The sequence below is a fragment of the Sutterella massiliensis genome, from assembly GCF_016899755.1.
In the GTDB taxonomy this organism is placed as follows: domain Bacteria; phylum Pseudomonadota; class Gammaproteobacteria; order Burkholderiales; family Burkholderiaceae_F; genus Sutterella; species Sutterella massiliensis.
This window is the reverse complement of record NZ_JACJJC010000106.1, coordinates 1-1,159: the sequence shown is the minus strand read 5'-3', so window position 1 is coordinate 1,159 and position 1,159 is coordinate 1. Positions and strand designations below refer to the sequence as shown.

General features: G+C 56.5%; 3 protein-coding genes. 1 reads left to right on the top strand and 2 read right to left on the bottom strand.

What is annotated here, in order from left to right; translation table 11 throughout:
• On the top strand, positions 1-578 hold a 578-nt coding region (locus H6A60_RS11570; RefSeq protein WP_205104763.1), incomplete at its 5' end, for an aminotransferase-like domain-containing protein.
• A 32-nt stretch (positions 579-610) separates the two neighbouring features.
• On the opposite strand, the gene H6A60_RS11565 is transcribed toward H6A60_RS11570, so the two are convergent.
• Together H6A60_RS11565 and H6A60_RS11560 are read right to left on the bottom strand one after the other, a co-directional pair.
• Positions 611-751, bottom strand: coding sequence for a hypothetical protein (locus H6A60_RS11565; protein WP_205104762.1), 141 nt, complete (start codon positions 749-751; stop codon positions 611-613).
• A 106-nt stretch (positions 752-857) separates the two neighbouring features.
• Positions 858-1,159 (bottom strand): hypothetical protein (locus H6A60_RS11560; protein ID WP_205104761.1); only part of this gene is annotated, 302 nt, incomplete at its 5' end.

The window sequence follows — 1,159 nt, the reverse complement described above, 5'->3', positions numbered from 1 at the left end:
TCAGCCTCGGCGGTCACCCTTACCGATCACTCTTGGGGCGCGACGGCAACAGCGAAACCGTCGCTTATATTGAAAGTTTCAGCCTTCTGATATCCCCGAGCTTTCGAATCGGCTACATCGTTCTTCCAGAAGCCTTTGCCGAGGTTTGCACGGCGGCCAAATACTTGTCGGACCGCACCTCGGCAGAAAGTTCGCAGGCGCTTCTCGCCGAATTTTTGGATTCGGATTCCTTTGACAGTTTCGTTCGACGTCTCAACCGCCGTTATCGTCAACGATTCGATTTGCTGCGAACGACAGCCGAAGAAACCCTTCGTCCCTACGGCAAGCTCAGCCCCGCACAATTCGGTTGCCGAGTGGCACTGGAACTGAATGCCCCCGTTGACGACAAGACACTCTGCGCCGATCTTGCGCGCGACGGGATCCTTCTTCAACCGCTCAGCACTAACTGCAGAGGTAACACGAAGATGAACGGCTTGATCTTTGGTTTCGGAACGTCATCAGAGGCGGAAATCCGCAGCGGCGTGAAGAAGATCGCTGAGTACTGTGAAAGTCATACCTGTCCTCCGGGGTCAGCTTGAGTGTTCTTTGACAAACAGGCTCCCCTGAAAAATCACTCTCTTCTTCCTGACACGGGAAGGTGCTCGCCGCAGTACCCGACGACCAATCGGCGCTCTTCGGCGAGCCACGCAAAGTAGCAACGAAGCGTCTTCGAGGTGTCGGCGGCAACCCCGATCTTGAGGTGCTGCTCCATGCGAATCTGCGTCCCGTTGTAAGAGAACTCGCGCAGACGCCCGAGGCCTCCCCAACGAACCGTTTCCGACTCGCAGGCGGAGTACTCGGAGGGAGAAAAAACCGAGTTATTTAACCGGAACGGCAGGATTAGAAACTCCCGCTAGCCGCAGCTCTGCCAGCCGCGACTCAAGCTTTCGGACAACATCCGGGTCGGCCGGTTCAAAAAGCGGGCACTTCTTGATTCCCGTTATAGACTGCACCACGTTGTACTTGCCGCCGGGGTGCCGGTCGTCGTTGCAATAGCCCTTCCCCATTTTGAAGAGCCATTCCGTACGGTCACGTGCCAAGCCGCCAAACTTAGCGCAGTCGATACAGCGTACGTCCGGGCTACCCGGAACTCTATCGTCGTCGAACAGACCTGCCATAG

Bases quoted from the DNA above. Each gene is read 5' to 3' on its own strand.
- H6A60_RS11565 (WP_205104762.1), bottom strand. From the start codon at position 751: ATGGAGCAGCACCTCAAGATCGGGGTTGCCGCCGACACCTCGAAGACG.